Raw genomic sequence first — 22,798 nt, 5'->3', positions numbered from 1 at the left:
CTGCAAATATCTGTCAGCATAAAAAGTGAAAATAAAAATGAAAAGCATAAGAAAAAAGAGAGGTAAAGTATGAAACGCAAACTCGCAATCTTATTAACAGCAGCAACAGTATTCAGTGCAGTTCTTCCAACAACCTGCATGGCAGCAGAAAACAAAGCAGATATCCCGGAAGGCACAACCATCACATTCTGGCACGCAATGGGCGGTGTCAACGGCGAAGCACTGGACTATCTGGTAAATAAATTCAACGAAGAAAACGAATACGGAATCACTGTAGACTCCCAGTATCAGGGATCTTACGACGATGCCATCAATAAACTGAAAAGCGCCCAGCTTGGAAACATGGGAGCAGATCTGGTACAGGTTTATGATATCGGAACCCGTTTCATGATCGATTCCGGATGGGTCATCCCAATGCAGGACATGATCGACAGTGAGGGATACGATGTATCTGATCTGGAAGAAAACATCACTGCTTACTACACAGTAAATGATGAATTATATTCCATGCCATTCAACTCTTCCACACCGATCCTCTACTACAATAAGGATATGTTTGGCAAAGCAGGTATCACTGAGGTTCCTACAAGTCTGGAGGGAATTGCAAATATCGCAGATGACCTTGTAAACAAAGGCGGCGCAGGAGAAGCATTATCCATGGGAATCTACGGATGGTTCTTCGAAGAATTCATGTGCAAACAGGGCCTTGAGTATGTAGACAACGGAAACGGACGTGAGGCAGCAGCTGAGAATGTTGTATTTGACGAAAACGGCGGCGCTCTGAATATTCTCAATGAGTGGAAGAAACTCTATGATGCAGGTTATGCACCAAATGTAGGAAGAGGCGGAGATTCCGGACTTGCTGATTTCTCATCAGGAAAAGCTGCTATCACATTAGGCTCCACAGCATCCCTGAAACAGATCCTGCAGGATGTAAACGGTTCCTTTGAAGTAGGTACTGCATACTTCCCATCCATCACAGATGATGACAAAGGTGGTGTATCCATCGGTGGTGCTTCCCTCTGGATGCTCGACAACCAGGATGACGCAAAGAAAGCTGCAACATGGGAATTCGTAAAATATCTGGTATCTGCAGAATCCCAGGCATACTGGAATGCACAGACAGGATACTTCCCTGTAACAACAGCAGCACATGACGAACAGGTATTCAAAGACAACATCGCAGAATACCCACAGTTCCGGACAGCCATCGACCAGCTCCATGATTCCGCACCGGAATATGCAGGCGCACTCCTCAGCGTATTCCCGGAAGCACGTTCCATCGTAGAAACAGAAATCGAGAACATGCTCAATGGAAAACAGTCCGCACAAGATGCAGTCAGCAAAATGGCTTCTGATATGAACAAATCTATCGAAGATTATAACTTACTGAATGAATAAAAAATATTGATAACAGTATACCGAGAGGTGTTATAATCATTCACAGGAAAAATATTTATATTTAAATGATGACAGGGAACTGCGTATGCGGTTCCCTGTTTATGAAGATTAAAAAAGAGAGGCAGATAAAAAATGACAGAAACAGCAAAGAGAACAACAAAAGTATGGGCACACAGAGGTGCCAGCGGATACAAACCGGAGAACACTCTGGAAGCATTTGAACTTGCCATTAAGCAGGGCGCAGATGGAATCGAACTGGATGTACATACATCTGCAGATGGTGAACTGATCGTTATGCATGATGAGACCGTAGATCGTGTCACAGACAAAACAGGCCTGATCAAAGATATGACTCTGGCGCAGTTAAAAGAACTGAAAGTTAGCACAGACGCAGAACCAAATGGAATTTATCGCGTTCCAACTCTGGCAGAAGTACTGGATCTGATGCGCACCACAGATATGATGGTAAACATCGAATTAAAAAACAGCATCTGCTTTTATCCTGGAATGGAAGAGAAGATATTGAAACTGGTAAAAGAAATGCACATGGAAGATCAGCTGATCTACTCCTCATTCAACCATTACAGTCTGATGCAGTTAAAACAATTGGATGATCATGTACAGACCGGTATTCTTTTCAGCGACGGATGGATCAATCCTGCCATGTATGCCAAGAATCTGGGAATCAATGCGGTACATCCTGCTGTTTATCATCTGAAATATCCGCAGTTTATGGAAGAAGTAAAACGTGCAGGATTAAAAATGCACGTCTGGACAGCAAACAAACCAGAACATATCCAGTTAGTAAAAGATGCAGAGGCTGAAGCAGTCATTACCAATTATCCGGACAGAGCATTGGAAATTGCAGAAAAATAATCAGATAATTACTGCAATATGTTGTAAAATCTTTTATATTATAGTGTGTTTGAAGAAAGAAAAGTTCCTCTCATTTATATGAATGAATCATATGCTCAGAGAGGAACTTCTTGTATATCATTTTTATTTTGAATATCAGCGTCATAAAGGCATTATGTTTGTACAATAATACTCTTTAACCTGGAATTTTATTAATGTCTGCCTGTTGTAGCGCGACTCGTTATCGCCGGTTATTTCTGTAATTTCTTAGCATGTTCAGATTTCGGTTCACAGGTAAGTTCAACACCCAGTTTACGGAATTCCAGGATATCTACCTGAGAAAGCAATACAGAGGTATGAACCTGGCATCCTTTTAACTTCGGAATCTGCTGAAGAGCCAGTTTCGCATCTTCATTGTCAGCAGCACTGATAGAAAGTGCAATCAGAGTCTCATCAGAATGAAGTCTTGGGTTCTTGCTTCCAAGGTACTCTGTCTTAAGAGTCTGAATCGGTCTTAAAGCCTCCGGAGAAATGACATGTTTGTCATGATCGATTCCGGCAAGCTCTTTCAGGGCATTCAGGATCAGAGCTGAAGATGCACCGAGGAGTTCAGAAGTTTTTCCGGTAATGATACGTCCGTCAGGAAGTTCCATAGCAGCAGCCGGAGCACCTGTTTCTTCCTCACGCTGTAATGCAGCCGGAACAACTTTGCGGTCTTCTATATTGACATGTGCCTGTTTCAGCAGAAGCTCGATCTTATAAACTTCTTCTTCGCGTCCGGTTCCGCGTACCAGATTTTCCATGCTCTTATAATATCTGCGGATGATCTCCTGACGTGCAGCCTCTTTGCAGACCTCATCATCGACGATACAATTTCCTGCCATGTTGACACCCATATCTGTCGGAGATTTGTAAGGGCACTCGCCCATGATCTTCTCGAACATAGCCTGAAGAACCGGGAAGACTTCTACATCACGATTGTAGTTAATGGTAGTTTCGCCGTATGCTTCCAGATGGAACGGGTCGATCATATTGACATCATTTAAGTCAGCAGTAGCTGCTTCATATGCCAGGTTTACCGGATGCTTCAGCGGGATATTCCAGATCGGGAAAGTTTCAAATTTCGCATATCCGGCTTTGACACCACGTTTGTATTCATGATAAAGCTGGGAAAGGCAGGTAGCCATTTTTCCGCTTCCCGGTCCGGGAGCAGTGATGACAACCAGCGGTCTTGTTGTTTCGATATAATCATTCTTGCCGTATCCCTCATCGCTTACGATCAGAGAAGTGTTGTTCGGATAACCAGGGATTAGATAAAGCACGTAAACCTTAATTCCAAGCTTCTCCAGACGTTTCTTGAACGCATCTGCGCTTTCCTGGCCTGCATACTGAGTAATGCAGACGCTTCCTACATAAAGACCGCGCTCTGTAAACACTTCCATAAGGCGGAGTACGTCTTCATCATAAGTAATACCAAGGTCACCTCTGACTTTGTTCTTGTCAATATCAGCAGCACTGATTACGATGACGATCTCTGCCTGATCAGAAAGCTGCATCAGCATGCGCAGTTTACTGTCCGGCTCAAATCCCGGAAGAACTCTGGAAGCATGGTAGTCATCAAAAAGCTTGCCGCCAAATTCCAGATAAAGTTTGTTTCCAAACTTGCTGATACGTTCCCGAATATGTTCGGACTGCATTTTCAGATACTTGTCGTTGTCAAATCCTATCTTCATTTGTTAATTTCCTTTCCCATCACATTAATCATATAAGTCATATTTTTAGTACTGCCCATTTGGAATATCCCGCGAGACGTTTTGACATGAATATGCCAAAATCCCGAGACATACAGCGCGAATTTATGCGGTCAGCATAAATTCTGTGCATCGCGGAGCGCATTACTGGGAACGAAGTGAGCAGTAATCACTTTGTCAATAGTATACTACAAATGAAGCCATTTGTAACAGGTGAATTTGTAAAAGTTCAGAGGAATTTTCTCAGATTTATAGAAAGATATGCACAACCGGAATGCATTTTGCGAAATTGAGATACTTGTCCGGGGAGTCTGCTTATCAAAAAATTTTAGAAACTTTTACACAGAAAACAGTGGCTCAGGAAGCGGAAAATGTAAGTAGTAACGCAATTTTCACAATCTCCCGGTTGATTTATACCCAAATTCTCTTTATAATAAGAACGATAACGTTTAGGAGGAATAATCATATGGACAATAATCCGAATGGCAATCGTCCTGATAATAATAAAGGTCCTGGCAAACAGGATCCGAATAAAAATCATCAGTCGATTCTGGCTTTTCTGGTATGCCTCCTGATTACTTTAGTATGTTTCGCCATGTTCACCAATATGCTTAAAGACAATTCCAGTGAGATTACTTACGATGAGTTTATTGAGATGGTAGAGGATGGAGATGTGAAAGAGGTAACTCTTCAGTCAGAGACACTGACCATCACGCCGAAACATCAGTCATCAGGATTTTCAGAAGATGTTTATTATGCCAATCAGATGGAGTCAGTGGATAAACTGACTGAGAGACTTGAGGGAACAGGAATCAAGTTTGAGTATAAGAAACCGGATGCAGCAGGGGAAATTATTTCCATGCTGGTCAGTGTGCTTCTGCCAACGATTCTGCTCTTTGTACTTCTGATGGTATTTATGCGCCGCATGAATAAAGGCGGCGGAATGATGGGAGTTGGCAAGAGCCGTGCGAAAGCCTATATTCAGAAAGATACAGGAATTACGTTCAAGGATGTGGCAGGACAGGATGAAGCGAAAGAATCACTTCAGGAAGTTGTTGATTTCCTGCACAATCCGGGAAAATACACGACGATCGGAGCCAAGCTCCCGAAAGGTGCCCTGCTTGTAGGCCCTCCGGGAACCGGTAAAACACTTTTGGCAAAAGCAGTAGCAGGAGAGGCACATGTGCCGTTCTTCTCCCTGTCTGGTTCTGAATTTGTGGAGATGTTTGTCGGTGTGGGTGCATCCCGTGTCCGCGACCTGTTTGAGGAAGCGAAGAAGAATGCGCCGTGTATCATCTTTATCGATGAGATCGATGCAATCGGTAAGAGCCGTGATTCTCATTACGGCGGTGGAAACGACGAGCGTGAGCAGACATTGAACCAGCTGCTTGCCGAGATGGACGGATTTGATACTTCTAAAGGTCTTCTGATTCTGGCAGCTACGAACCGTCCGGAAGTTCTTGATCCTGCACTTCTGCGTCCGGGCCGTTTTGACAGACGAGTAATTGTTGACCGTCCGGATCTGAAGGGAAGAATTGAGATTCTGAAAGTACATGCCAGAAATGTACATCTGGATGAGACTGTTGACTTCGAGAACATAGCGCTTGCAACTTCCGGCGCAGTGGGATCTGACCTTGCAAATATGATAAATGAGGCTGCGATTCTTGCGGTTAAGAGCGGACGCAGTGCGGTATCCCAGAAGGATCTTCTCGAGGCTGTCGAAGTAGTTCTTGTAGGTAAAGAGAAGAAAGACAGAATCTTAAGCGCTCAGGAACGTAAGATCGTATCTTATCATGAAGTAGGACATGCACTGGTAAGTGCTCTGCAAAAAGATGCAGAACCGGTACAGAAGATTACGATCGTGCCGAGAACAATGGGTGCACTTGGCTATGTTATGCAGGTGCCGGAAGAGGAGAAATATCTCAACACCAAGAAAGAACTGGAAGCAATGCTTGTAGGATATCTTGGCGGACGTGCCGCAGAGGAATTGGTATTTGATACAGTGACAACGGGTGCTGCCAATGACATTGAGCAGGCGACAAAAGTGGCAAGAGCCATGATCACCCAGTATGGTATGTCTGAGAAATTCGGACTTATGGGACTGGCTACCCAGGAGAATCAGTACCTTAGTGGCAGAGCGGTTTTAAACTGTGGTGATGACACTGCGACAGAGGTGGATCATGAAGTGATGGTACTTCTTCATAATTCATACGAAGAAGCCAAAAGACTGATTGGCGGTCACAGAGAAGCGTTGGATAAGATTGCTGACTACCTGATTCGCAGAGAGACAATTACAGGCAAGGAATTTATGAAAATATTCCGTGCTGTAGAGCGTGGAATCGAGATTCCTGAAAACCTGGATGACCTGGAAATTCCGGAGAAGACGGAAACAAAACAGATGGATCAAACGGAGATAGAACAGACGATAGCAGATCAGACAACAGTTCCGGATTCAGATGTAAAAGAGAATACAGTAACGCTGGATAAGACAGAGATTCAGTGATACAATAACAGAGCCGGATAATATTCCGACTCTGTTTTTTCTATATATAAACTTATTTACCAAGCTCATGAGTACTTGCCTGAATTAGCGGCATATGAAGAATAAATGGCTAAAATATATAAGTAAAGAAGATGGCAGTTATCAAAAATGACACAATAGTAGAATACATAGAATCATAAATGGAGGAGATTTTATGTTTCAGATAGAGGAAGAGTTAAAGAAACTTCCGGGCAAGCCGGGAGTTTATATCATGCATGGTGAGAAAGATGAAATCATCTATGTTGGAAAAGCTATCAGTCTGAAGAACAGGGTGAGACAGTACTTCCAGAGCAGCAGGAATAAAGGCGCCAAGATTGAGCAGATGGTAACCCATATCACCAGATTTGAGTACATTATTACAGATTCAGAACTGGAAGCTCTGGTTCTGGAATGCAACCTGATTAAGGAACATCGTCCGAAGTACAATACCATGCTCAAGGATGACAAAAGTTATCCCTTTATTAAAGTCACAGTTAATGAGGAATATCCCAGAGTACTTTTCGCCAGAAGAATGAAGAAAGACAAGACAAAATATTTTGGTCCATATACTAGTGCGGGAGCAGTAAAAGACGTAATTGAACTGGTGCGCAAACTTTATAAAGTGCGTTCCTGCAACAGAGTACTGCCGAGAGACTGTAAAAAGGATCGTCCCTGCCTGTACTATCATATGAAACAGTGTACAGCTCCCTGCCAGGGTTATATAACCTCTGAGGAGTATAAGAAAAATATCACTGAATTGCTGAAATTCCTAAATGGAGATTTCCGGGATACGATTGATATGCTGACAGATAAGATGATGGCAGCGTCAGATGAAATGCGTTTTGAAGATGCCATGGAATATCGTGACCTGATCCGCAGCATTCAGAAAATCGGGGAGCGTCAGAAAATCACCAGTTATGGTGAAGAGGATAAAGATATCATTGCGGTGGCAATGGATGAAAGTCTTGATCTTCGTGAACAGGATGCAGTTGTGCAGGTGTTTTTTGTCCGCGATGGTAAGCTGATTGGACGCGAACATTTCTATCTGCGTGTGGCGCGTGGAGATACGAAAGCACAGGTATTGTCAAGTTTTATGAAGCAGTTCTATGCGGGCACACCATTCATCCCGAGAGAAATTATGTTGCAAAAGGAAATAGAAGATGCTCAGATCATAGAAGAATGGCTGACTGCCAGAAGAAAACAGCGAGTCTATATCCGCGTTCCAAAGAAAGGAACGAAAGAGAAACTGGTGGAACTGGCGGAAGAGAATGCAAAGATGGTTCTGGATAAGGACAGAGAGCGGATCAAACGTGAAGAAGGCAGAACAATCGGCGCTGTTCATGAGGTGGAAGAATGGCTTGGACTGTCGGGAATCAAACGAATGGAAGCGTACGATATTTCCAATATCAGCGGATTTGAATCCGTTGGTTCTATGGTCGTTTACGAAAAAGGAAAGCCGAAACGAAGTGATTATCGTAAATTTAAAATCAAATGGGTGCAGGGACCGAATGATTATGCAAGTATGGAAGAGGTGCTTACCCGACGCTTTACCCATGAAGGAAAAGACGAGTTTGACAGTTTTTCCATCATGCCGGATCTGATTTTAATGGATGGTGGAAGAGGACAGGTAAATATTGCGTTGAAAGTACTGGCAGAATTAGGGATTGATGATATTCCTGTCTGCGGTATGGTCAAAGACGACCATCACAGAACGAGAGGACTATACTATAATAATCTGGAGATTCCTATTGATACAAGCAGTGAGGGCTTCCGCCTGATCACCAGGATCCAGGATGAGGCACACCGTTTTGCTATCGAATTCCACCGTTCCCTGCGAAGTAAGGAACAGGTACATTCTCTGCTGGATGATATCCCGGGAATCGGAGAAACCAGAAGAAAAGCCTTGATGAGGAAATTTAAGTCCATTGAGAATATCAGAAATGCTTCTCTGGAGGAACTGACAGAAACAGAAAGTATGAACGCAGGAAGCGCGCAGCAGGTATATGACTTTTTTCATGCACCTAAAGTTAAGGGTTAGAAATTCGGTTATGAGCAAGTAGAGAAAGCGGATTGCGAATATCCGATTGACACGAAATAAGTAATTCTCTTGTTTCTTTGTTGTGCAAAAAAGTATCTTTTATTTACAATTGAAGTTGCACATGATGATGTGATATAATGAAAATATCGTTAAATTTGTTGCTGGGAACGCAGTGAACAGTAACTCAAATTTTGAACTGAAAAGGAGAAACAAATGAAAGGTGTACAGTTGACAAAATTAGTTCAGGAACTGGGACTTCACAACCTGACTCCTGAAATTGACCTGTCTGAGATACTGATCAAGACAGCCGAGATCAACAGACCGGCTCTGCAGCTGACAGGATATCTGGAACATTTCGCAAACGAACGTGTGCAGATTATCGGATATGTAGAATATACTTATCTGATGCAGCTTAGTGATGAAGAACGGAAATTTAAATACGAGAGATTTATTTCCAGTAAGATTCCATGCGTAATTTTCAGTACAATGACAAGACCATCACAGGATATGATCGATCTTGCGATTAAATATAATGTTCCGACCTTTGTGACAGAGCGTACGACTTCAAGTTTCATGGCAGAGATCATCCGTTGGTTAGGCGTACAGCTTGCACCATGTATCTCTATTCACGGTGTACTTGTGGATGTATATGGTGAAGGCGTCCTGATCACTGGCGAAAGTGGAATTGGTAAGAGTGAAGCTGCTCTGGAATTGATCAAACGTGGTCATCGTCTTGTAAGTGATGATGTTGTTGAACTTCGTAAAGTCAGTGATGTAACCTTGGTAGGTTCTGCGCCCGACATTACACGACATTTCATTGAACTGCGTGGTATTGGTATTATTGATGTTAAGACTCTGTTTGGTGTTGAGAGTGTTAAAGATACCCAGTCTGTAGACCTTGTTATCAAACTGGAAGAGTGGGACAGAGATAAAGAATATGACCGTCTGGGACTTCATGAAGAGTACACAGAGTATCTTGGAAATAAAATCGTATGCCATTCTCTTCCGATTCGCCCTGGCCGTAACCTGGCTATCATTGTTGAATCTGCGGCAGTCAACCACAGACAGAAGAAGATGGGCTACAATGCGGCAGAAGAGCTGTACAAGCGTGTTCAGGCAAACCTTGCAAAAAAACGTGAGGAGAGATAAGCTTACTGTTTACTCTGCGGGAGCAGCGCAGCTGCGTAGCAATCCGGGTATCAAATGAGTGTCAAAAGATCTTTTGACACTCATATCATATCATAAAAATATAAGTAATTTGGAGGATATCATGGGAAAGTATTGTTTTGGAATTGATGTTGGTGGCACATCTGTAAAGTGTGGACTCTTTCAGACAGATGGAGTTTTAGTTGAAAAATGGGAGATCCCGACACGTAAGGAGAACAGCGGAGAAGCAATCCTTCCGGATATTGCGAAGACAATTCTGGACAAGATCGCAGAACGCAAGCTGGACAAATCAGATATCGATGGTGTAGGAATTGGTGTTCCGGGACCTGTTAATGAGAGAGGAGAGGTACCATGTGCGGTAAACCTTTTCTGGGGATTCAAAGAAGTTACAAAAGAACTCACAGAACTGACAGGACTTCCTTCCAAAGCCGGAAATGATGCCAATGTAGCAGCACTTGGAGAGGCATGGAAAGGTGCAGCAGCAGGATCTAAGAATGTAATCCTCGTAACTCTGGGAACAGGAGTTGGCGGTGGAATCATTGTTGATGGAAAAATCGTTGGCGGTGCTCATGGAGCAGGTGGAGAAATCGGTCATGCAGCAGTAAATCATGAGGAAAAAGAAGCCTGCAACTGCGGTAACTGTGGATGTCTGGAGCAGTATGCATCAGCTACAGGTATCGTACGTGTGGCACAGAGAACTCTGGCAGCTACAGAAGAAGAGACAGTTCTTCGCAAATTTACAAAGCTTTCTGCCAAGAATGTTCTTGACGCATTTAAAGAAGGGGATAAAGTAGCCTGCGATGTTATGGCACAGGTAGGTGAAATGCTCGGCGGAACGCTTGCTATGTTTGCATGTGTTACAGACCCTGAAGCAATCGTTATTGGCGGTGGCGTTTCCAAAGCAGGACAGCCATTGATCGACTGTATTCAGAAATATTATAAGAAGTATGCGTTCTCAGCATGCAAAGAGACACCGATCATTCTTGCAAATCTTGGAAATGATGCAGGTATCTACGGATCTGCACGTATGGTTATCAAAGAAGCGTAAAAAATACAAAAGGAATCACATTATTTGTTGATAATCTGATTGATATGATATCAGAGTCAGAAAGTCGTTCGCGCTTGCACAATAAGGCTTTTGACCCTGACATCATTGATATATCAAAAGCTGAATATTACATCAATATAAAAATCCACAGTCTTGAATTAAGACTGTGGATTTTATTGATATGACTGGAAATCTTTTATAAAATCCCGTTATGGAATATGAAATTAATAATAATCGATCTGATAACTGCTGTCATCTTCGCCGCCATTAGTATCGCCACCATTGTCACCGTCGTAGTCACCACCATCGCCATTAGTATCGCCACCGTTATCTTCACCACCATTACTGTCATCACCATTATTGTTGGTGTCTGAATCATTATTGGCGTCTGAATCATTATTGGTGTCATCTGTATTGGCATCTGTCTGGCTGGAGGACTCATCACTGTTATCATAATTGTAATCATATTCATCATAGCTTTCATCATAGAAATGCTGATCACAATATTCTGTCGGCATGGTACCTACATCAAAGTATTCAGTAATTACCGGGCATCCTGCTCTTGGAAGAAGACCTGTTTCTTCGCAGACACTTAATTTCTCTACACTTGCAGGTTTTTCGAATTCCTTGGACGGAAGTCCTTCGTGAATTCGAGTCATAACTTTCTTCCATAAATTCTTATGGAAGTTACGTGCATAGTCAGGTAACTTTTCATTGTTGTCATAACCAGACCATACTGCGCAAGTATAATATGGAGTATAACCAACAAACCATAAGTCGTTATATGCTTCTGTTGTACCTGTCTTACCGGCAACTGCCATATTATCAAGCTGGCATGCTGTACCGGTACCTTTTTTTACAACGTCTTCCATTGCACTGGTAAGAAGATAAGCGGTACTTTCTTTGATTACAGAGCGTTCTGCGGAAGTATTCTCAATGAGTACATTGCCGTTATGATCCAGAATCTTGGTGTAGTAAATCGGTTTAATATAATTTCCGCCATTGGCGATTGCTGCATAAGATGCACAGAGCTCTACGTTTGTGACACCATTGGTGATACCTCCGAGTGCAGTAGCAAGATTTGCGTCGCTCCATACATTGCCGTTTACGTCTGTATCAGCTTCTGTTCCATGAGCAAGGGTAGTAAATCCAAAATTATCGAGATATTTTAAGCCAAGATCCGGAGTTACTTCCTCGAAACATTTAACGGCGACAACGTTGATGGAGTTCTGAATTGCCGTACGGATCGTTGTGGTTCCATTATAAGAACGGGTTGCGTTATTTACAGGAGAACCATCCGGATATTCATATGGCTCATCTTCAAAGGTTGTTGCAAGAGTCATTCCCTTTTCGTTTAATGCTGGTGCATAGGTGGAAACAATCTTAAATGTGGAACCCGGCTGACGGGTTGTATCTGTTGCACGGTTCAGCGTCAGGCTGGCTGTTTTCTCTCCACGTCCGCCAATCAGAGCTTTCACATAACCGGTGTGCTGGTCGATAACGCTCATAGAAGACTGTGGCTGAGGTGCGAAGTTTACTCGTTCCGCAACAACTTTGCTTCCGTCTGCAAGAATGCTTTCCTTATATCTGTCTACATAAGTCTGTCCTTCCTCAGGAGAATCAAATAAAAGATCAAAATCTGGATCTTCATTCTGGAAATAAAGCTGTAGCATTTCCTTACTGTAGTTTACCTGATTTCCATCCGGATCGGTAACTGTCAGGGCATAATCAAGTTCATACTGAATAGTATCCGGATAATTGGAAGGATCAGAATATTCCTCATCCAGAATATTCTGAATGGTAGAATCCTGCGTTGTGTATACTTTAAGTCCACCGCTGTACAGAAGATTGGTTGCCTGTGTTTTAGTATAACCCTTAATGTTCATCAGGTCATTGATAATCTGATCAGTCAGTTCATCCTCGAAATAAGTGTAAACAGTATTCTCAGTACTGGAATTCTTTTCCTGAGCTGCCTGAATACGGGAATAAACATCATCTGCCAGAGCCTCGTCATATTGATCCTGTGTAATATAATTCTGATCCAGCATATGCTGAAGAACTTCTTTTCGTCTCTTCTGGTTGCTTTCTGGATTAATAATAGGATTAAATCTGGTCGGGTTCTGTGTGATACCTGCTAAAGTTGCGCATTCGGAAAGATTCAGATTCCATACATCTTTATCAAAATACTGACGTGCAGCAGCCTGTACACCATATGAGCCTGCACCAAGGTTAATCGTGTTCAGATAGTTTTCAAGAATGGTATCCTTATCTGTTTTCTTTTCGACCTGAACAGCAAGGTACTGTTCCTGAAATTTACGTGTGAATCGTTCAAGCTGAGTAGACTCACTGGTCCAGTTGGTAAATACATTATTCTTCAGGAGCTGCTGAGTGATTGTACTGGCACCTTCGGAAAAATCACCGGTAGTGATTGCCTTCATTCCGGCACGAAGGATACCCTTTACATCAATACCATTATGTTCATAAAAACGCTCATCCTCAATCGCGACGACCGCGTGCTGTAAATCTACAGGAATCTGGTCCAGGGTAACCGGCAGTCGGTTGGAATCCGGTGCGGCCAGTTTACGGATCTGATTTCCGGCATCGTCGTAAAGAAAAGTTGCATAGCCCAGTGGCATAATATCAATATCGTTAACATCAGGAGCATTATCAATCACGCCCCTGAAAGACCCTACACCCAGACAGGTTACTGCGATGCAGAGTGCTATCAGTGATACGAACAGGACTCTGATGAAAGAAACTCTTGCACGCTTTCCCATCATGGAAGAACGGGAAATCAGAGCAGTCCGCTTCTTTGCAGTCGACTTTTTACCGTAGTTCATGTTAAACCTCCTTTATAATCCGTTCTATTATATCAAATAAGAATAAGTAAATAAAGCAAAAAAATAAAAATTCACAATTGGTTTTGTACCTTTATAGAGGTTATTGTGAGTTTTTATAAAAATTAGTATACACTGTGCTGGCGAATTTCTGTAATTCATGGTACACTGTGGCGGTAGAGACAGTTAAATACCGTTATTGTTTGTAAACAGGATTTTTCCTGTGAACAGCAAAGATGCGTATTTACTTTAAGAGAGGTTATTAGCAGTTAAATATAAATTATAAAATTATATAAGCACATGTTGAGTTTTATAAGATATTAGAGTAGAATATCATTGAAAGGAGTTGATGCTTTGAGTAAATATTATTCTATACATGAATTTTCAAAAATTATAGGCGTATCTGCCCAGACATTACGAAATTGGGATGCCAATGGAAAACTTCATCCGCATCATACTACAGTAAGTGGCTATAGATATTATTCTGATGAGCAACTCAACCAGGTAATAAATGTAAAGCCTAAAAACCGCATTACAATTGGATATTGTCGTGTTTCCAGTCATAAACAAAAAGATGATCTGGAACGACAGATTGATAATGTTAAAACATATCTTCTGGCAAAAGGACAGCCGTTTGAGATAATAAGTGATATCGGTTCCGGAATTAATTATAAGAAAAAAGGGCTCCAGGAATTGATCAGGCGAATATCTCAAAATCAGGTTGAAAAGGTTGTTGTTTTGTATAAAGATCGGTTACTGCGATTTGGTTTTGAGTTGATAGAATATATCGCTTCACTTTATAATTGTGAGATTGAGATTATTGATAATACCGAAAAGTCCGAACAGCAGGAACTTGTTGAAGATCTGGTTCAGATAATCACTGTATTCAGTTGCAAATTACAAGGAAAACGAGCAAACAAAGCTAAGAAACTTATCCGGGAATTGATACAGGAGGAAGCAGATGGTAAAAGCCATAAAAGTAATGTTGATACCAAATAACGTGCAGAAAACTAAGTTGTTTCAGTACGCCGGTGCTTCAAGATTTGCCTATAACTGGGCTTTGGCAAGGGAAATAGAAAACTATGAAAAAGGCGGAAAATTCCTTTCAGATGCAGAACTCAGAAAAGAATTTACAAAGCTTAGACATTCTGATGGATATGCATGGTTATTGAGTATTTCAAATAATGTAACCAAACAGGCGATCAAAGATGCCTGTACTGCGTATAAGAACTTTTTTAAGGGTTTGCAGAAATTCCCGAGATTCAAGTCAAAAAAGAGATCAATGCCAAAGTTCTATCAGGACAACGTTAAGATACGCTTCAGTAATACACACGTTAAATTTGAAGGATTTTCCTCCAGCAGGAAAACCAACAAACAAACAATGAATTGGGTAAGACTTGCAGAACATGGACGAATTCCGACAAATGCTAAATATATGAATCCGCGAATATCCTTTGACGGATTGAACTGGTGGATCAGTGTATGTGTAGAATTTCCTGACTGTAGGGAAATACTTAATGATGACGGAGTCGGTATAGACTTGGGAATCAAAGAACTGGCTGTCTGCTCTGATGGAACTAAGTATAAGAACATCAATAAGAGTCAGAAAATAAAGAAATTAGAAAAACAGAAACGCAGATTACAGCGTAGTATCTCTCGTTCTTACGAGAAAAATAAAAAAGGAGAAAGTTACTGTAAAACAAATAATGTAATCAAAAAGGAAAAACTTTTATTAAAACGAGATCACAGATTAACAAATATCCGTAAAAACTATTTGAATCAGACCATATCTGAGATCATAAATCGAAAACCAAGATTTATATGTATTGAAGATCTGAATGTCAGCGGAATGATGAAAAACAGACATTTATCCAAAGCAGTCCAGGAACAGGGATTTTTTTGGTTTAGAAAACAGCTTGAATATAAGTGCAGCGATAAAGGGATTCAGCTTATTGTGGCTGATCGGTTTTATCCATCATCAAAGCTTTGCAGCTGTTGTGGAAACATCAAAAAAGATCTGAAGTTATCTGACAGAGTTTATAGATGTGCGTGTGGGAATATGATTGACAGAGATTTCCAGGCATCTATAAATCTCAAGACTTATGGAGAAAAATTTGCAGGCTGACACTGAAACGTTAATGCAAATATGTACGGATACGTTAGTCCGGAATTTACGCCTATGGAGAGTACAAGAACTTGTGAGTAGATAGATATTTATATCATCAAAAGCATACTCGTTGAAGTAGGAATGAAACATAGAAGTTTATAACTTTTTATAAGTTTTCAGTAACGGAATAACAATATGCTTGAAAAATATAAAACAGTTTATGAGGGCGGGGAGGGCGAGATCGTCGAAAAGAAATCCAGATTTATCGCCACAGTACGTCCTGTACAGACGGAAGAGGAAGCGTTGGCTTTTATAGAGGAGATGAAGAAGAAATACTGGGATGCCAGACATAACTGTTATGTATATTCAGTGGGAAAGAATCGTGAATATACTCGATGCAGCGACGACGGAGAACCATCCGGAACTGCAGGAAGACCGATGCTGGATGTGATTCTGGGCGAAGATATTTATAATGTGGCTGCGGTAGTTACCAGATATTTTGGCGGAGTTTTACTTGGAACGGGCGGGCTGGTAAGAGCATATTCCAAGAGTCTGCAGGAAGGACTTTCTGCCAGCACTGTGATAGAAAAAACATACGGTATTTCGATGGAAGTGATCACAGACTACACCGGAATCGGAAAAATCCAGTATATTGCCGGAGAACAGAAGCTTCCGATACTGGATTCAGAATATACAGACAGAGTAGTACTGCACCTGCTGGTTCCGTCTGACCAGATTGGCTCAGTGGAGAAAGCCATCACAGAAGGAACGAATGGAAGAGCAAAAATGAAGAAGGAAAAAGACCTTTATTATGCGGTGATTGATGGCGAAGTAAAGATGTTCGAGGACTGAGGTATTAAGAATCCGGAATCCTGCAATCAGCAGTGAAAGCTATAAAAGTGGTAGATAGAAGAAATGAAATATAGATAAAGCCTCATGTGATTTTGAAAGTAACAGTGTGATATACAATCAGTATATTACCGCACTCAAAATCATATGAGGCTCTATTATTTTTTATTGTATGCTGTTTTTAGCATTTCTCCGGTTCCGGATAGTCAATACCAAAAGTATCTACAGTCATAGATTTGATCTTCTGCTCATCAAGAGGACGATCGCTGTAATCAGTATCTTCTTCTGCGATACGGTTTACAACATCCATTCCTTCAATAATTTTACCAAATGCAGCATATGCACCGTCAAGATGTGGAGCGTCTTTATGCATGATAAAGAACTGGCTTCCTGCTGAGTTTGGATGCATGGCTCTTGCCATGGAAAGAACACCTGCTGTATGTTTCAAGTCGTTTTTGAATCTGTTCTGTGTAAATTCACCTTTAATGCTGTATCCCGGACCGCCCATACCGGTTCCGTCCGGGCAACCACCCTGAATCATAAAACCATTGATAACACGATGGAAGATGAGTCCGTCATAGAAGCCCTTTTTTACAAGGCTGATGAAATTGTTTACTGTATTCGGTGCAATTTCAGGATATAATTCTGCCTTCATCACATCGCCATTGTCCATGGTAATAGTAACTACTGGATTTGCCATAGTTTCAAGTCTCCTTTTCAAAAAGTATTGTATTTCCCTGTTCGCTCTATTATAATATGCAAAGGACAATTCTGCAAGAAAAAGGTGGAAAAGATGATTATAGAGACAAAAACACCACAGGAAACATTTGATGTGGGAAAAAAGATCGGAGAGAATGCAAAACCCGGACAGATCTATACACTGACAGGTGATCTGGGAGTAGGAAAAACCGTATTCACTCAAGGCGTCGCAGCAGGCCTTGGAATCACAGAGCCTATCTGCAGTCCGACATTTACCATTATTCAGGAGTATGAGAGTGGACGTCTTCCGCTATACCATTTTGATGTATACCGTATCGGTGATATCGAGGAAATGGAAGAAATCGGATACGATGACTATTTCTTCGGACAGGGAATCTGCCTGATCGAATGGGCAAATCTGATTGAAGAGATCCTCCCGGAAAATCTGATCAAGGTGACAATAGAGAAAGATCTGGACAAAGGATTTGACTACAGAAAGATTACTGTAACCGGTTTGGAAGAAATCTGATCAGAGGGCTGTAGGGATATTGTATGATAAGGACTGTCATAATGAAAGACAGTCAGGAGGTAGAAATGAAAATTTTAGCATTAGACAGCTCAGGAATCGTAGCATCTGTCGCAGTTGTAGAAGATGATACATTGCTGGCTGAATATACAGTAAATTATAAGAAAACACATTCTCAGACTTTGCTGCCTATGCTGGATGAGATTGTGAAGATGACAGAGCTTGAACTGGAATCTATAGATGCCATTGCAGTAGCAGCAGGTCCTGGATCTTTTACAGGGCTTCGTATCGGTTCAGCGACAGCTAAGGGGCTGGGACTTGCATTGAAGAAGCCATTAGTGGCAGTGCCTACGGTGGATGCGCTTGCATATAATCTTTATGATGCGCAGGGATTGATCTGCCCGATCATGGATGCCAGAAGAAAACAAGTGTATACAGGAATTTACAGATTTAAAAATCACCAGCTTGTAGCATTAAAAGAGCAGTGGGCAGCACCGATAGAGGAACTATTGGATGAACTGAACCAGAGAGGCGAAATGGTTACTTTCCTTGGAGACGGAGTGCCGGTATTTCGTGAACTGATCGCGGAGAAACTGCATGTTCCGTATTCCTTTGCACCGGCTCATGTAAACAAACAGAGAGCAGCAGCAGTAGCCGCATTAGGAAGCATTTATTATAAAGAAGGACGCACAGAAACTGCTATGGAGCATGTACCGGAATATCTTCGCGTATCTCAGGCAGAGAGGGAACGTGCAGAGCGGGAAAAAGCGCAGAAACAGGCAGGTGCAGAGGCATGATTCTGCGTGAAATGCTTGTAGATGACCTGGATCAGGTAATGGAAATAGAGCAGGATCTGTTTCATGTTCCATGGACAAAAGAAGGTTTTTTTACTTTTCTTACCAGAGATGATGCCATGTTTCTGGTAGTAGAAGAGAAAGAAAAAATACTGGGTTACTGCGGACTTCTTATGGTCCTGGATGAGGGAGATATTACAAATGTGGCAGTACGAAAAGACAGACAGAGAGAAGGCATTGGTGCGTTTCTGATGCAGAGTCTGATCCGTCTTGCCGCAGAGCGTGATGTCACAACTATTCATCTGGAAGTGCGTGTGGGAAACGAAACGGCGATTCAACTTTATGAGAGAGTGGGATTTACCAGGGATGGGATTCGCAAGGCATATTATAGTGACCCTGTAGAGGATGCGCTGCTTATGACCAGACATCCGCAATAGTGTAATATTGCAAAAATGATGATACCGATTTGTCTGATAACAATCTGGGGTATCAAATCAGGGGAAAAGACTTTTACCCCTGGAGCGTGTTAAAAAAGGCTTTCTGCAAGAGGTGCGCCACAAAGTGGGGTGTGCAGATTGCGGGAATAATTTTTCGAACACGTTCTAAGCAGTAAGATTAAATAAATAGAAATAGAGGAAATATATGTTAGATGTATGCTTAGTTGGAACCGGAGGAATGATGCCGCTGCCGCGAAGATGGCTGACTGCTCTTATGACAAGATACAATGGAAGCAGTCTGCTCATTGACTGTGGTGAGGGCACTCAGGTAGCAATTAAAGAAAAAGGATGGAGCTTCAAGCCGATTGATGTGATCTGCTTTACCCATTATCATGGGGATCATATCAGTGGACTTCCGGGACTTCTCCTTACAATGGGAAATGCAGACCGAACAGAACCGCTTACACTGGTTGGCCCGAAAGGGCTGGAACGAGTGGTAAATGCATTGCGTGTAATTGCACCGGAGCTTCCGTTTGAAATCAAATTTATAGAAATTACCCAGCCGGAACAGGTTATCGAATTGAATGGCTATCGAATCACGGCTTTCAAAGTGAATCATAATGTTCTCTGCTATGGATATACTCTTGAGATTCTTCGACAGGGAAAATTCTCAGCAGAGAGAGCAAAGGAACAGGAAATCCCGCTGAAATTCTGGAATCCTCTTCAGAAAGGGCAGACCCTAGAGGCGGATGGTGTCACTTATACACCGGAGATGGTACTTGGACCTGCGCGAAAAGGAATTAAACTTACTTATACAACGGATACCAGACCAACAGAGTCTATCCTGCGCAATGCAAAGGATTCAGATCTGTTTATCTGTGAGGGAATGTACGGGGAAGATGACAAGGCGGACAAAGCCCGCGGCTATAAACATATGACTTTCCGCGAGGCAGCAGTCCTGGCTCGTGATGCAAAAGTACAGGAAATGTGGCTGACACATTACAGTCCTTCTCTTGTCAGACCGGACGAATTTATGGATAAAGTCCGCGAGATTTTTCCAAATGCGTTTCCGGGAAAAGATGGAAAGAGTGTAGAGTTAAATTTTGAAGAATGAGGAATAGAAAATGAAAGATACATTAATTCTCGCAATAGAGAGTTCCTGTGATGAGACAGCAGCTTCTGTTGTCAAAAATGGCAGAACTATTTTGTCAAATGTGATCTCTTCGCAGATTGCTCTTCATACTTTATACGGCGGAGTAGTTCCGGAAATTGCTTCCCGTAAACATATTGAAAAGATTAACCAGGTAATTGAGCAGGCTCTGTCAGATGCGGGGGTAACGCTGGACGACCTGGATGCGATTGGTGTCACCTACGGTCCGGGACTTGTAGGTGCGCTTTTGGTGGGCGTAGCGGAAGCCAAAGCTATCGCCTATGCAAAGAAACTTCCACTGGTAGGTGTTCATCATATTGAGGGACATGTATCTGCAAATTATATAGAACATCCGGACCTGGAACCACCATTTCTCTGTCTGATCGTATCCGGTGGACATACCCATCTTGTAATTGTTAAAGATTACGGTGAATTTGAAATTCTGGGACGCACTCGTGATGATGCAGCAGGAGAAGCTTTTGATAAAGTGGCAAGAGCAATTGGTCTGGGATATCCGGGCGGGCCAAAGGTTGATAAACTTTCAAAAGAGGGGAATCCGAACGCAATAGAATTTCCTAGGGCTAAAATTGGAGACTGTCCATATGATTTCAGCTTCAGTGGAGTAAAATCAGCGGTATTAAATTATATCAACCATGCGCAGATGACAGGAGAAGAAGTGAACAGGGCAGATCTGGCGGCATCTTTCCAGAAGGCAGTAGTTGATGTATTGGTAGAGCACACTATGCTTGCGGCAAAAGATTATGGAATGACTAAGATCGCAATCGCGGGTGGAGTAGCTTCAAACGGAACTTTAAGAGCAGCGATGGAAGAGGCATGTAAAAAGAATAATTACAGCTTTTACCGTCCGTCACCGATTTTCTGTACGGATAATGCAGCAATGATCGGAGTAGCTGCTTATTATGAATATATAAAAGGAACACGTCATGGATGGGATCTGAATGCAGTTCCGAATCTTAAATTAGGAGAACGTTAAAAATGGCAGAAAAAAATACAGCCATTGTTCTGGCAGCAGGACAGGGAAAAAGAATGCACAGTAAAATACAAAAGCAGTTTCTGAAAATACAGGGCTATCCGGTCCTGTATTATTCCCTGCGCTGTTTTCAGGAAAGTCCACTGATTCAGGACATTATTCTCGTGACAGGAGAGGACGCTCTTTCTTACTGTAAAGAGGAAATAGTAAAAAAATATGGTTTTACAAAGGTTTCAAATGTAATCGCAGGCGGAAAAGAACGCTATGATTCTGTCTATGCGGGATTGTGTGCATGCAAAGATTGCCGATATGTATTGATTCATGATGGAGCAAGGCCGTTTATCACAGAAGAAATTATCGAACGCGGATTAGAGAAGGTGAAAGAAACCGGAGCATGCGTAGTGGGAATGCCATCCAAAGATACGATAAAGCTGTCAGATGCAGAAGGATATGTAAAAGAAACACCAGACAGAAAATGCGTGTGGACGATTCAGACACCACAGATATTTTCTTATGCGCTTATCCGAGAGGCGCATGACAGTATCCGTAAGAAGGATATGAGTAAGATCACAGATGATGCAATGGTAATAGAACATGAAACAGGAGTGAAGGTTGCGCTTGCGGAAGGATCTTACCAGAATATTAAGATCACAACGCCGGAGGATCTCTATATTGCAGAAGCATTCTTGCGTTAGGCTGGTGTACCAACAAGTTGATTTCTTGAACAATCTTACGTCTGAATTTCTTATTTCCGCGTTGTCGTCGGTCGCCGTAGCCACCGCTACGCCTCTCTCCTCCGCCTTGAAATAAGAAAATTTATCCTGCTGGACTGTTTTGGTTGTATTATTTTCTGGAATTGCTATAGAAAAAACAGCGGATTTATGCGGGATTTCAGGGTTTGTTAAAGACTGAGAAAGAAAAAATGAAAAAAATGTAAAAAAGTTGTTGACAGGTGAATACTTTGGTGCTAGAATATCACTTGCGTCGGCGGTGAGAAAACACCAAAGACAAACAACAACATATGGAGAGATATCGAAGTGGTCATAACGAGGCGGTCTTGAAAACCGTTTGTCCGCAAGGGCGCGTGGGTTCGAATCCCACTCTCTCCGCTAGTCAGGTTCAAAAAAGTTGAAAAACTTGAAAAACTTGAAAAAAGTACTTGACAAATAAACGGAAAGTACGATATAATGCATAAGGCTTTTCGAAAGAAAAGTTAAAACCTGATAAAGAGCACGAAAGTGCGAGACGGTTATTTGTGAAATACAAATAACGAATCTAGGGCGTTTGGAGAAGTACCCAAGCTGGCCGAAGGGGCTCCCCTGGAAAGGGAGTAGGTCGTTAATAGCGGCGCGAGGGTTCAAATCCCTCCTTCTCCGTTTCTTTCAAAAAAAGAAAGAAAAAGTTCTTGACAAAGCAAAAAGAGATGTGATAAAATCGAAAAGCTGTTGAAGAGAACAGGTGTTGAAAAAAAATTGAAGAATTTAAAAAAGTTCTTGACAAACTAAAAACAACATGATAAAATAGCAAAGCTGTCGCAAGACAGACAACCTTGATAACTAAACAGTGAAACACATACGATTCTCGAAAATTCTTTACATTTTTAAGAACGGTTGAATAAACCAAAAAC

The 22,798-nt window shown here is 41.9% G+C and carries 19 protein-coding genes and 2 tRNA genes; 18 read left to right on the top strand and 3 right to left on the bottom strand.

Annotated features, from left to right (window positions below):
* Positions 1-69: 69 nt before the first annotated feature.
* The gene (locus tag ACTNC0_RS14395; protein WP_441087929.1) at positions 70-1,401 is read left to right on the top strand and encodes an ABC transporter substrate-binding protein; all 1,332 of its coding nucleotides are present in this window, start codon (positions 70-72) and stop codon (positions 1,399-1,401) included.
* 132 nt (positions 1,402-1,533) lie between these two features.
* The gene (locus ACTNC0_RS14390) at positions 1,534-2,277 is read left to right on the top strand and encodes a glycerophosphodiester phosphodiesterase (protein WP_441087928.1); all 744 of its coding nucleotides are present in this window, start codon (positions 1,534-1,536) and stop codon (positions 2,275-2,277) included.
* A gap of 230 nt (positions 2,278-2,507) precedes the next feature.
* On the opposite strand, the gene ACTNC0_RS14385 is transcribed toward ACTNC0_RS14390, so the two are convergent.
* Entirely contained in the window at positions 2,508-3,989 is a 1,482-nt protein-coding gene (locus tag ACTNC0_RS14385; RefSeq protein ID WP_441087927.1) for a DUF1846 domain-containing protein, read from the bottom strand.
* Between the two features lie 484 nt (positions 3,990-4,473).
* On the opposite strand from ACTNC0_RS14385, the gene ftsH reads away from it, so the two are divergent.
* The 4 genes from ftsH (at position 4,474) to ACTNC0_RS14365 (ending at position 10,781) form a co-directional block, all read left to right on the top strand.
* Positions 4,474-6,510, top strand: coding sequence for an ATP-dependent zinc metalloprotease FtsH (gene ftsH, locus ACTNC0_RS14380; protein WP_441087926.1), 2,037 nt, complete (start codon positions 4,474-4,476; stop codon positions 6,508-6,510).
* 193 nt (positions 6,511-6,703) lie between these two features.
* Positions 6,704-8,566: an excinuclease ABC subunit UvrC gene (uvrC, locus tag ACTNC0_RS14375; RefSeq protein WP_441087924.1), complete on the top strand. Its 1,863-nt coding sequence runs from the start codon at positions 6,704-6,706 to the stop codon at positions 8,564-8,566.
* A gap of 213 nt (positions 8,567-8,779) precedes the next feature.
* Complete coding sequence (hprK, locus tag ACTNC0_RS14370; protein ID WP_117677296.1) at positions 8,780-9,715, top strand: HPr(Ser) kinase/phosphatase; 936 nt, start codon at positions 8,780-8,782, stop codon at positions 9,713-9,715.
* 121 nt (positions 9,716-9,836) lie between these two features.
* A complete protein-coding gene (locus tag ACTNC0_RS14365) occupies positions 9,837-10,781 on the top strand; it encodes an ROK family glucokinase (RefSeq protein WP_118610092.1) in 945 nt (314 codons plus the stop codon).
* A 224-nt stretch (positions 10,782-11,005) separates the two neighbouring features.
* On the opposite strand, the gene ACTNC0_RS14360 is transcribed toward ACTNC0_RS14365, so the two are convergent.
* Positions 11,006-13,621, bottom strand: coding sequence for a transglycosylase domain-containing protein (locus ACTNC0_RS14360; RefSeq protein WP_441087923.1), 2,616 nt, complete (start codon positions 13,619-13,621; stop codon positions 11,006-11,008).
* Between the two features lie 351 nt (positions 13,622-13,972).
* On the opposite strand from ACTNC0_RS14360, the gene ACTNC0_RS14355 reads away from it, so the two are divergent.
* The 3 genes from ACTNC0_RS14355 to ACTNC0_RS14345 all read left to right on the top strand — a co-directional run bounded on the left by ACTNC0_RS14355 (position 13,973) and on the right by ACTNC0_RS14345 (position 16,577).
* Positions 13,973-14,617: an IS607 family transposase gene (locus ACTNC0_RS14355; protein ID WP_161278743.1), complete on the top strand. Its 645-nt coding sequence runs from the start codon at positions 13,973-13,975 to the stop codon at positions 14,615-14,617.
* The gene (locus tag ACTNC0_RS14350) at positions 14,580-15,743 is read left to right on the top strand and encodes an RNA-guided endonuclease InsQ/TnpB family protein (RefSeq protein ID WP_441035601.1); all 1,164 of its coding nucleotides are present in this window, start codon (positions 14,580-14,582) and stop codon (positions 15,741-15,743) included. Before ACTNC0_RS14355 ends, ACTNC0_RS14350 begins: the two co-directional genes overlap by 38 nt.
* Positions 15,744-15,920: 177 nt before the next feature.
* A complete protein-coding gene (locus ACTNC0_RS14345) occupies positions 15,921-16,577 on the top strand; it encodes a YigZ family protein (RefSeq protein ID WP_441087922.1) in 657 nt (218 codons plus the stop codon).
* A 178-nt stretch (positions 16,578-16,755) separates the two neighbouring features.
* Here the strand turns inward: ACTNC0_RS14345 and ACTNC0_RS14340 are convergent, their stop codons facing one another.
* Positions 16,756-17,274, bottom strand: coding sequence for a peptidylprolyl isomerase (locus ACTNC0_RS14340; protein ID WP_441087921.1), 519 nt, complete (start codon positions 17,272-17,274; stop codon positions 16,756-16,758).
* 93 nt (positions 17,275-17,367) lie between these two features.
* On the opposite strand from ACTNC0_RS14340, the gene tsaE reads away from it, so the two are divergent.
* From tsaE to ACTNC0_RS14295, 9 genes are all read left to right on the top strand, one after another.
* Entirely contained in the window at positions 17,368-17,802 is a 435-nt protein-coding gene (gene tsaE / locus ACTNC0_RS14335; protein WP_117677301.1) for a tRNA (adenosine(37)-N6)-threonylcarbamoyltransferase complex ATPase subunit type 1 TsaE, read from the top strand.
* 65 nt (positions 17,803-17,867) lie between these two features.
* Positions 17,868-18,596, top strand: coding sequence for a tRNA (adenosine(37)-N6)-threonylcarbamoyltransferase complex dimerization subunit type 1 TsaB (gene tsaB, locus ACTNC0_RS14330; RefSeq protein ID WP_441087920.1), 729 nt, complete (start codon positions 17,868-17,870; stop codon positions 18,594-18,596).
* Positions 18,593-19,030 (top strand): ribosomal protein S18-alanine N-acetyltransferase, encoded by a 438-nt coding sequence (rimI, locus tag ACTNC0_RS14325; protein WP_441087919.1) that lies wholly within the window; start codon positions 18,593-18,595, stop codon positions 19,028-19,030. Before tsaB ends, rimI begins: the two co-directional genes overlap by 4 nt.
* A gap of 86 nt (positions 19,031-19,116) precedes the next feature.
* Positions 19,117-19,206 (top strand): DUF6783 domain-containing protein, encoded by a 90-nt coding sequence (locus ACTNC0_RS14320; RefSeq protein ID WP_441087953.1) that lies wholly within the window; start codon positions 19,117-19,119, stop codon positions 19,204-19,206.
* Positions 19,207-19,235: 29 nt separating this feature from the next.
* Positions 19,236-20,144 carry a ribonuclease Z gene (locus tag ACTNC0_RS14315; RefSeq protein ID WP_441087918.1) on the top strand — a complete coding sequence of 303 codons (909 nt, stop codon included), beginning with the start codon at positions 19,236-19,238 and terminating at the stop codon, positions 20,142-20,144.
* 10 nt (positions 20,145-20,154) lie between these two features.
* The gene (gene tsaD / locus ACTNC0_RS14310) at positions 20,155-21,174 is read left to right on the top strand and encodes a tRNA (adenosine(37)-N6)-threonylcarbamoyltransferase complex transferase subunit TsaD (protein WP_441087917.1); all 1,020 of its coding nucleotides are present in this window, start codon (positions 20,155-20,157) and stop codon (positions 21,172-21,174) included.
* A 2-nt stretch (positions 21,175-21,176) separates the two neighbouring features.
* A complete protein-coding gene (gene ispD / locus ACTNC0_RS14305) occupies positions 21,177-21,866 on the top strand; it encodes a 2-C-methyl-D-erythritol 4-phosphate cytidylyltransferase (RefSeq protein WP_441087916.1) in 690 nt (229 codons plus the stop codon).
* 328 nt (positions 21,867-22,194) lie between these two features.
* Positions 22,195-22,280: transfer RNA gene (locus ACTNC0_RS14300), tRNA-Ser, on the top strand.
* A 177-nt stretch (positions 22,281-22,457) separates the two neighbouring features.
* Positions 22,458-22,547: transfer RNA gene (locus ACTNC0_RS14295), tRNA-Ser, on the top strand.
* Positions 22,548-22,798: the final 251 nt, after the last annotated feature.

The organism is Blautia sp. HCP3S3_B11, assembly GCF_052064435.1.
In the GTDB taxonomy this organism is placed as follows: Bacteria; Bacillota; Clostridia; order Lachnospirales; family Lachnospiraceae; genus Blautia_A.
The sequence above is the reverse complement of the archived record's forward strand: the minus strand, read 5'-3'. Positions and strand labels throughout refer to the sequence as shown.

Coding starts and splice junctions, on each gene's coding strand:
- ACTNC0_RS14395 (WP_441087929.1), top strand. CDS start 70: ATGAAACGCAAACTCGCAATCTTATTAACAGCAGCAACAGTATTCAGT.
- ACTNC0_RS14390 (WP_441087928.1), top strand. CDS start 1,534: ATGACAGAAACAGCAAAGAGAACAACAAAAGTATGGGCACACAGAGGT.
- ACTNC0_RS14385 (WP_441087927.1), bottom strand. CDS start 3,989: ATGAAGATAGGATTTGACAACGACAAGTATCTGAAAATGCAGTCCGAA.
- ftsH (WP_441087926.1), top strand. CDS start 4,474: ATGGACAATAATCCGAATGGCAATCGTCCTGATAATAATAAAGGTCCT.
- uvrC (WP_441087924.1), top strand. CDS start 6,704: ATGTTTCAGATAGAGGAAGAGTTAAAGAAACTTCCGGGCAAGCCGGGA.
- hprK (WP_117677296.1), top strand. CDS start 8,780: ATGAAAGGTGTACAGTTGACAAAATTAGTTCAGGAACTGGGACTTCAC.
- ACTNC0_RS14365 (WP_118610092.1), top strand. CDS start 9,837: ATGGGAAAGTATTGTTTTGGAATTGATGTTGGTGGCACATCTGTAAAG.
- ACTNC0_RS14360 (WP_441087923.1), bottom strand. CDS start 13,621: ATGAACTACGGTAAAAAGTCGACTGCAAAGAAGCGGACTGCTCTGATT.
- ACTNC0_RS14350 (WP_441035601.1), top strand. CDS start 14,580: ATGGTAAAAGCCATAAAAGTAATGTTGATACCAAATAACGTGCAGAAA.
- ACTNC0_RS14345 (WP_441087922.1), top strand. CDS start 15,921: ATGCTTGAAAAATATAAAACAGTTTATGAGGGCGGGGAGGGCGAGATC.
- ACTNC0_RS14340 (WP_441087921.1), bottom strand. CDS start 17,274: ATGGCAAATCCAGTAGTTACTATTACCATGGACAATGGCGATGTGATG.
- tsaE (WP_117677301.1), top strand. CDS start 17,368: ATGATTATAGAGACAAAAACACCACAGGAAACATTTGATGTGGGAAAA.
- tsaB (WP_441087920.1), top strand. CDS start 17,868: ATGAAAATTTTAGCATTAGACAGCTCAGGAATCGTAGCATCTGTCGCA.
- rimI (WP_441087919.1), top strand. CDS start 18,593: ATGATTCTGCGTGAAATGCTTGTAGATGACCTGGATCAGGTAATGGAA.
- ACTNC0_RS14315 (WP_441087918.1), top strand. CDS start 19,236: ATGTTAGATGTATGCTTAGTTGGAACCGGAGGAATGATGCCGCTGCCG.
- tsaD (WP_441087917.1), top strand. CDS start 20,155: ATGAAAGATACATTAATTCTCGCAATAGAGAGTTCCTGTGATGAGACA.
- ispD (WP_441087916.1), top strand. CDS start 21,177: ATGGCAGAAAAAAATACAGCCATTGTTCTGGCAGCAGGACAGGGAAAA.